The following is a 7,760-nucleotide window of genomic DNA, read 5'->3' as shown; positions in this document are numbered from 1 at the left end:
GTCGCAGCCGTCGTTGCTGCCGCCCTCGCCGGATGTACCCCCAAGCCCGACGGCCCGGAGCCGGCTGCCCAGGCATTTCTCGCCGCGTTCGAGTCCAACGACATCGCCGCCGCGGCCGCGGACACCGACAAGCCCGACGCGGCGGCCACGGCACTGACCGAGGCGTGGACCAATCTTCAGGCCGAGGCTCTAAAAGCGGAGACGACGTCGGTGCAGGTCGACGGTGACACCGCCACAGTCGGCTACACCTACACGTGGCAGCTGCCGAAGGATCGGGTGTGGACGTACGACGGTCAGCTGAACATGGGTCGCAGCGAGGGCGAGTGGGTGGTGCGCTGGACGGCGTCGGACATCCATCCCAAGCTCGGTGACACCCAAACGATGTCCTTGAGATCCACGGCGGCTCCGCGCGCACGAGTCAACGAGCGCTCCGGGACCGACGTGTTGGTGCCCGGGGTGGTGCACCGAATCGAATTCGACGCGGCCGATGCGAACAATGTGGTTGCCTCGGCGACGGCGCTGTCGACATTGCTGACACCGTTCGATGCGTCCATCACCGCGCAGTCCATCGTCGAATCCGCCACCTCTGTCGACGGCGACTATCCGGTGGCGTTGCTTCGAGACAGTGACTACCAGCCGATCTCGGCCGCGCTGACCGAGATCCCGGGAGTGACCGCATCGGACGAATCGGATCTGGTGTCCACCGACCCCACGTTCGCGCCGGACCTGGTCGGCCAGGTCAAGAAGGCCGTCATCGACGAGGTCGACGGCAAGGCGGGGTGGAGTGTGGTCACCACGAATCGCAACGGCGTCGACATCGATGTCCTCACCGACACTCCTCCGGAGCCCTCTCCGTCGTTCTCCATCAGTCTCGATCGCAACATTCAGGTCGCGGCGCAGCGTGCGGTGAACGCACGCACCGAGCAGGCGATGACGGTGGTCATCCAGCCGTCCACCGGGGCGATTCTGGCGGTGGCACAGAACCCGGCTGCCGATCGGGACGGACCGGTCGCGTCGGCCGGCCTCTACCCACCCGGATCGACCTTCAAGATCATCACCGCCGGTGCCGCCATCTCGAGCGGACTCGCGTCTCCGGGCAGCACCGTCCCGTGTCCTGGTCGGATCGTGATCGGTGAGCGCAGTGTGCCCAACTACAACGAGTTCGCATTGGGTGACGTGACGATGAGTACTGCGTTCACCCGCTCGTGCAACACCTCGTTCGCCAAGCTGGCCAGCGAGATGGCACCGGATGCATTGACCGTGGCGGCATCTCAGTTCGGCGTCGGGCCGGACTACGACGTCGTCGGGCTGCCTACCGATTCCGGTTCGGTGCCCCCGGCCGAGGAGCTCGTCCAGCGCACCGAGGACGGATTCGGTCAGGGCCGAGTGGTCGTGTCGACGTTCGGTATGGCCCTGGCCGCCGCGACGGTGGCCCATGGCTCGACGCCGGTGCCGAACCTCCTGGTCGGACGCGACACCGTCATCACGGGAGAGCATCCGCAAATCGAGCCTGCGATGGTCGACGGGCTGCGCGGGATGATGCGTTCGGTGGTCACCAGCGGTACGGCCGAGCGCATCGCAGACCAGGGCGAGGTGTACGGCAAGACAGGCGAAGCAGAGGTCGACGGCGGCTCGCACTCGTGGTTCGTCGGCTACCGCGGAGACATCGCCTTAGCCACCCTCGTGGTGCGGGGCGGCAGCTCGGACAATGCGGTCGCGGTGACCCGAGAGATGTTCGAGCAACTGCCCCCCGGGTACTGACCGCTCGGGTACTGACCGCTCGGCGGTGTGCCCGGTTCAGGAGGGCAGCACACCGAGTCGACGGCAGGCCACCACGGCTTCGTATCGAGTGTGCGATTCGGTTTTGCGCATCACGCTGCGCAGGTACGACTTGACGGTCTCGGCACCGATCGACAAACGCGCGGCGACCTCGATGTTGGTGCAGCCCAGGGCAACCTGTGAGATCACGTCGATCTCTCGTGGTGTCAGCGACTGCGACCCGTCCTGGGTCCGTGGGTCGTGGGGCATCTCCTGGCCGAATGAGGCGGCCAGGCGGGCTGCGACCGCGTCGAGTCTGCGCCGGATCGCCACGTCACCGACAGATCGGGCGAGATCGGACAGTTCCTCGTGGACGCTGCGCAGTTCGGCCGTGCGGGAGACATCCGAGTCCAGCATCGAGCGGGTGGTTGCCAGCAGACGGATCCGGCGGTCGACCTCGTCACGCACGGAGATCTCCTGGCCGAGACGCCTGGCGGCGGTCGTCATGATGTCGCCGACGCGGTCTCCGAGGGGTCCGCGTTCGCGTAGGGCCGCGTACATCACTATTCGCGCCACACCGGCAACGACCACCGGCACCGCCAGTATCGATTTGAGGCCCTCGCCGAGTACCGGTCGGTCGAAGTGATGGGTGATCGACATCGACGCGCCGTAATCGCTCACGGCCGCGGGCCTGCGCTGTTCCATGACTCGCCCGCCGAGGCCGGATCTGGGTGGGATGGCGAGTCCGTCCAGGCCTCGGGTTCTGGTTCCGTGGAATTCACTCAGGTACAGGGTCTCCGAGGAGACCTCGCCGCCGAACACGACGGGCACGTCGGACGCCGCTGCCACCTGGCGCAGTTCGGCGCGCAGGGCATCGCCGTCACGGGGTCGCAACAGATTCGAATGGACCACGGAGATTCCTTTCCCGTGTCGGATGCACGAGCGACGAACGTGATCCAGATCATATCCACAACGGCAAGCGCTGTTTCGACTGGCACGGGCCACTGCGCTGCGGTTCGGGGCCGCATACGAGCCGACTACTCTGGACGCCATGTCTGTGACCGCCGAGAGCAAGCCCCGTCAGCCACTCGTACCAGGCGTCGTATCGCCCGTCCTCGCGGTGCCCAAGTCCATCGAGCGCCCCGAATACGCCTGGAAGTCGACCGTGGCCGAAGGCAGTGAGCCCTGGGTCCAGACCCCCGAGGTCATCGAGAAGATGCGAGTGGCGTCGAAGATCGCGGCCAGGGCACTACAGGAAGCGGGCCGGGCGGTAGCACCGGGAATCACCACCGACGAGCTGGACCGGATCGCCCACGAGTACATGATCGATCACGGTGCGTACCCGTCCACGTTGGGCTACCGAGGGTTCCCGAAGTCCTGCTGCACGTCCCTGAACGAGGTCATCTGCCACGGCATCCCGGATTCCACCGTGATCGAGGACGGTGACATCGTCAACATCGACGTCACCGCGTACATCGACGGCGTCCACGGCGACACCAACGCGACCTTCCTGGCCGGCAACGTCTCCGAGGAAGCGCGCCTGCTGGTCGAACGTACGCACGAGGCCACCATGCGTGCCATCAAGGCGGTCAAGCCGGGGCGCGCGCTCAACGTGATCGGCCGCGTCATCGAGTCGTACGCGCACCGGTTCGGCTACGGCGTGGTGGAGGACTTCACCGGCCACGGCATCGGTACCACCTTCCACAACGGTCTCGTCGTTCTGCATTACGACCAGCCGTCGGTGGACACCGTCATCGAGCCGGGTATGACGTTCACGATCGAACCGATGATCAACCTGGGCACGATCAACGCCGAGATGTGGGACGACGGCTGGACGGTGGTCACGCACGACAAGAAGTGGACCGCGCAGTTCGAGCACACCCTCGTGGTCACCGAGACGGGCAGCGAGATTCTGACCCTCCCGTGAGCGGAGCCTGCGGAGTGAATAGAAATACGATGCCGTGAATCCGAAAGGCGCTCTGCTGGTTGCGGGGACGACATCCGACGCAGGCAAGAGTGTGTTGGTTGCCGGGCTGTGTCGGATGTTGGCGAGACGGGGCGTGCGGGTTGCTCCGTTCAAGGCGCAGAACATGTCCAACAATTCGGTGGTCACGCTCGATGGCGGTGAGATCGGTCGAGCGCAGGCGATGCAGGCGTCGGCCTGCGGTCTCGAGCCGAGTGTCCGCTTCAATCCGGTGTTGCTGAAACCGGGGAGTGACCGGACCTCGCAGCTGGTGGTGCGCGGGCGGGCCGTTGCGCAGGTGAGTGCGAGCAACTACATCGAGCATCGGCAGTCGTTGCGCGCTGTGGTGGCAGACGAATTATCCTCTCTGCGCGAGGAATTCGATGTGGTGATCTGCGAGGGGGCGGGCTCGCCCGCCGAGATCAATCTGCGCGCCACGGACCTGGCCAACATGGGGTTGGCGACGGCGGCGTCTCTTCCGGTGATCGTGGTGGGGGATATCGATCGAGGGGGAGTGCTGGCTCATCTGTTCGGCACCGTTGCGGTGCTGTCTCCGGGGGATCAGGCGCTCGTCGCCGGGTTCGTGATCAACAAGTTCCGCGGTGATCCTGCTCTGCTGGCACCCGGTCTCGATCAGTTACGCGCGTTGACGGGACGTCCGACGTACGGTGTCGTTCCCTTCGCGGACGGATTGTGGATGGATGCCGAGGATTCACTCGGAACCGTTCCCGATGCTCCGGTGGGGCGGCCGCGTGCACCGCACGGCTCGCAGTGGTTGCGCGTCGCTGCGGTGCGTTTGCCGAGAATCTCCAACACCACCGATGTCGAGGCGTTGGCCTGCGAGCCCGGGGTGTCGGTCCACTGGGTCACCGAGCCGTCCCGGCTCGAGGATGTGGATCTGGTGGTCGTTCCGGGCAGCAAGTCCACCGTGTCGGACCTGGAGTGGTTGCGGCGCACCGGTCTTGCCGATGCGATCGCGGCACGCGGGGCTGCGGGCCTTCCGGTTCTGGGGATCTGCGGTGGCTATCAGATGTTGGGCCGAACGATCGACGACACCGTCGAATCCGGAGCGGGGGCAGTCCGGGGTCTCGGTCTGCTCGATCTCGACATCGAGTTCGCAGCCGACAAGGTACTCGCGCAGGTGGCGGGGCAGTCGATACAGTTCGGCCCGAATCCCGTGTCGGGCTACGAGATTCACCACGGCAGGGTCGCGCGAAACGGCGACGACGCCTTGTCGACCACCGCGTCGGGTATCGCCGAAGGCAGCCTACGCGGCAGCGTTCTGGGTACCCACTGGCACGGATTGCTCGAGTCCGACGATTTCCGTCGTTCCCTGCTCACCTGGGTGGCAGAGAAGTCGGGTCGTACGGGATTCGAGGTGGCACCCGACACGTCGGTCGCGGCACTGCGGGAGCAGCAGTTGGATCTGTTGGCCGATCTGGTGGAAGACAACCTCGACGTCGACGCCGTACTCGACCTCATCGAGCACGGCGTCGATCCGGGCCTCGACACCATTGTCACGCAGTTGCTTTGAGCAGACCGAACCAGCTGGCCGCAGACAGTATCGCCGTGATGGTCAACGGAATGACGACCAGTAGCAGAATTCGCGGTGTGTCGGTGAAGAAATCGCCGACGTTGGGCCACCAGTTCTGCCAGGTCACGAGTACAGATCCGCCGCCGAAGACTACGAGCGCTGCGAGTCCGAGGGTGAACAATCCGTTGGTGCGGAACCGTCGATCCACGACGCCGATGAATGCACCGAAGCCGCCGAGGAGCAGCATGACGGTAACGAGTGCGGCCCACTGCACCAACGGATTGTCTGTCGCGTACCGAGCGATGCCGAACATTCGCAGTTTCAGGCCGAATCCATCCGTGGCTGCTTCGATCAAGGACAGCACGTAGATGATCGTGCCGAATGCAATCGACTGGCATACACCTACCAACGCTGTGGCGGTGAGGAATTCGCGGCGAGTGATGCTCAGACCCAGGGCATAGGGAAAGCACTGAGTGATCGCGGTGATGTAGAACGCCATGGCGAATCCATAGATCGAGAAGACGCTACCGGTGAAGTTGTATTCGGAGTCTGTGGTCGGGATGACCAGAAATATGCCGAAGGTGATCACGAAGGCAATCGCGAGAACCGCCATCGGCCACACGAATGTCGTTGCCCACGAAGTGTTGTGGATGCGAGCTACGTTCAGTATCCGTTTCATGACAACGCCTCCTCGGCGGTGGTGCGTTCGATGATCAACTGCTGCAGTGGAACAGCTTCGATGGTGAGCCCTGCGGCTCGGCCGTCGGATCTCTGCTGAGCAGTCAGTCGGGCGTCGATCGTCGTTCGTACGCTCGGTCCAAGAGCGGAGCGGTGCAGGGTCCGGTGAGCAGCGGCGAACGCGTCGACAGCCGGCGCAGGACCGGTGATCTCGAACGCGCTCTCGCGCAGGGTATCCGACTCGTCGTCGAGCACGATCCTGCCCTTGTCGATGAGGATCACGTGTTCGATGAGATCGCTGACCTCATCGATGAGGTGAGTGGACAGAACCACGGTCCTGGGGTGCTCGGCGTAGTCGGCCAGCAATCTGTCGTAGAACAGGTGTCGCGAGACCGCGTCCAGTCCCAAGTAGGGCTCGTCGAAAAAGGTCAGTGGTGCACGCGACGCGAGTCCGATGACGATTCCGAGAGCCGACGTCATTCCTCGCGAGAGCTTCTTGATCTTGCGGCCGAGGGGCAGGTCGAAGTCGCGCAGCAACTCGGCGGCGAAGTCGCCGTCCCAGTGTGGTAGGACATGTGACGCGTGCGAGACGGCGTGCTTGACCTTGAGATCGTCGGGATACTTCTGGCTTTCCTTGACGAAGCACACGTGACCGAGCGCGTGAGGGTTTTCCCACGGACGTTGTCCGAACACCGAGATGTCCCCGGCGCTCTGGCGCATTTGAGCCGTCATCATCTGCATGACGGTGGTCTTACCCGCGCCGTTGCGGCCGAGGAAGCCGTAGATCTTGTTGCGTTCGATCTCGAAACTCACATCGTCGACCGCGGTGAACGAGCCGAAATTCTTGGTCAGGTGCGTGGCCGACGCAACGATGCTGCTGGGTTCGTCGAACGAGTCGAGGGTGTGGACGCTCATCGTGCTGCCTCCCAGTTGTCGAGCATGGTCTTGAGTTCGTCGACGGTCATGCCGAGCTTGCGAGCCTCGGTGACGAGCGGATCGATGTACTGGCGAGCGAAGAGGTCTCGGCGACGGAATCGAAGAGCGGCCCGAGCGCCTGTGGTCACGAACATTCCGATACCTCGTTTCTTGTAGACGACACCGTCGGCGACGAGCTTGGCGAGTCCCTTTCCTGCGGTGGCCGGGTTGATTCGATGGAATGCGGCCAGTTCGTTGGTCGAGGGGACCTGCTCTTCCTCTGCCAGGGAGCCGTCGATGATCGAGTTCTCGATCATCTCGGCAATCTGCAGGAAGATAGGCCTGCCCTCGTCCATCAGAACCGCCGCCGGTGCGTCGAGGTTGCTTGCCTCAGTGGTTCATTACTCATATAACTAACCATAGAACCGACGCGTGGTCGGCGCAAGAGGCAGTACCGTCGTCCCCATGGAGTTCACGCATGTGAGTGCTGCGGGTGGGCAATGTTCGGTGCGAGTCGCAGGCCCGGACAGCAGGCACGCCGTTCTCTTGCTTCCCGATGCAGGCGATCCGGTGGATGTCTACGACGCCGTCAGTGAACGGTTGCACAATTCGGATCTGAAAACTGTTGCGCTGGAGAGCATCGACGGCATCAGCGACGAGGCAATCCTGACGGTTCTCGACGAGCTGAAGCTGTCGTGGGTGCACCTCGTCGGCAGCGGAGCGGGTGCGGAAACGGCATGGACGTTGGCCGCCAAGACCTTCGGACGCTTCGCAAGTCTGATCGCGGTGAACCGGTGCCACCCCGCGATCGCGGACGAGCAGGGAACCGTACGCGGCGCGGATTGCCCCCCGGTCGAGCTGCCGACGACATTGGTCGTCGGGTCCTCGTTGGGCCGCGCATCCGCCGACGCG

At 64.2% G+C, this 7,760-nt stretch carries 8 protein-coding genes; 4 read left to right on the top strand and 4 right to left on the bottom strand.

Annotated features, from left to right (window positions below):
- The coding region (locus A2J02_RS11640) for a penicillin-binding transpeptidase domain-containing protein (protein WP_068050257.1) at positions 1-1,761 on the top strand (1,761 nt) is incomplete at its 5' end.
- Between the two features lie 36 nt (positions 1,762-1,797).
- Here the strand turns inward: A2J02_RS11640 and A2J02_RS11635 are convergent.
- Positions 1,798-2,670, bottom strand: a complete 873-nt coding sequence (locus tag A2J02_RS11635) for a helix-turn-helix transcriptional regulator (RefSeq protein WP_231911441.1) — start codon at positions 2,668-2,670, stop codon at positions 1,798-1,800.
- A gap of 139 nt (positions 2,671-2,809) precedes the next feature.
- On the opposite strand from A2J02_RS11635, the gene map reads away from it, so the two are divergent.
- Positions 2,810-3,685 carry a type I methionyl aminopeptidase gene (gene map / locus A2J02_RS11630; RefSeq protein WP_068050255.1) on the top strand — a complete coding sequence of 292 codons (876 nt, stop codon included), beginning with the start codon at positions 2,810-2,812 and terminating at the stop codon, positions 3,683-3,685.
- 34 nt (positions 3,686-3,719) lie between these two features.
- Entirely contained in the window at positions 3,720-5,255 is a 1,536-nt protein-coding gene (locus A2J02_RS11625; protein WP_068050253.1) for a cobyric acid synthase, read from the top strand.
- Here the strand turns inward: A2J02_RS11625 and A2J02_RS11620 are convergent.
- From A2J02_RS11620 to A2J02_RS11610, 3 genes are read right to left on the bottom strand one after another with little or no spacing between them, the layout of a single operon-like run.
- Positions 5,239-5,934 (bottom strand): ABC transporter permease, encoded by a 696-nt coding sequence (locus tag A2J02_RS11620; RefSeq protein ID WP_068050252.1) that lies wholly within the window; start codon positions 5,932-5,934, stop codon positions 5,239-5,241. The genes A2J02_RS11625 and A2J02_RS11620 overlap by 17 nt on opposite strands.
- Positions 5,931-6,848 (bottom strand): ABC transporter ATP-binding protein, encoded by a 918-nt coding sequence (locus A2J02_RS11615; protein WP_068050250.1) that lies wholly within the window; start codon positions 6,846-6,848, stop codon positions 5,931-5,933. Before A2J02_RS11615 ends, A2J02_RS11620 begins: the two co-directional genes overlap by 4 nt.
- Positions 6,845-7,207, bottom strand: coding sequence for a GntR family transcriptional regulator (locus tag A2J02_RS11610; protein WP_068050248.1), 363 nt, complete (start codon positions 7,205-7,207; stop codon positions 6,845-6,847). The genes A2J02_RS11615 and A2J02_RS11610 overlap by 4 nt, the downstream gene beginning before the upstream one ends.
- A gap of 106 nt (positions 7,208-7,313) precedes the next feature.
- On the opposite strand from A2J02_RS11610, the gene A2J02_RS11605 reads away from it, so the two are divergent.
- A partial coding sequence (locus A2J02_RS11605) for a hypothetical protein (protein WP_068050259.1) occupies positions 7,314-7,760 on the top strand: 447 nt, incomplete at its 3' end.

Source organism: Rhodococcus sp. EPR-147 (assembly GCF_001647185.1).
GTDB lineage: Bacteria > Actinomycetota > Actinomycetes > Mycobacteriales > Mycobacteriaceae > Rhodococcoides.
The sequence above is the reverse complement of the archived record's forward strand: the minus strand, read 5'-3'. Positions and strand labels throughout refer to the sequence as shown.

Excerpts from the sequence above, each read along its gene's own strand:
- map (WP_068050255.1), top strand. The coding sequence starts at position 2,810 with ATGTCTGTGACCGCCGAGAGCAAGCCCCGTCAGCCACTCGTACCAGGC.
- A2J02_RS11615 (WP_068050250.1), bottom strand. The coding sequence starts at position 6,848 with ATGAGCGTCCACACCCTCGACTCGTTCGACGAACCCAGCAGCATCGTT.
- A2J02_RS11620 (WP_068050252.1), bottom strand. The coding sequence starts at position 5,934 with ATGAAACGGATACTGAACGTAGCTCGCATCCACAACACTTCGTGGGCA.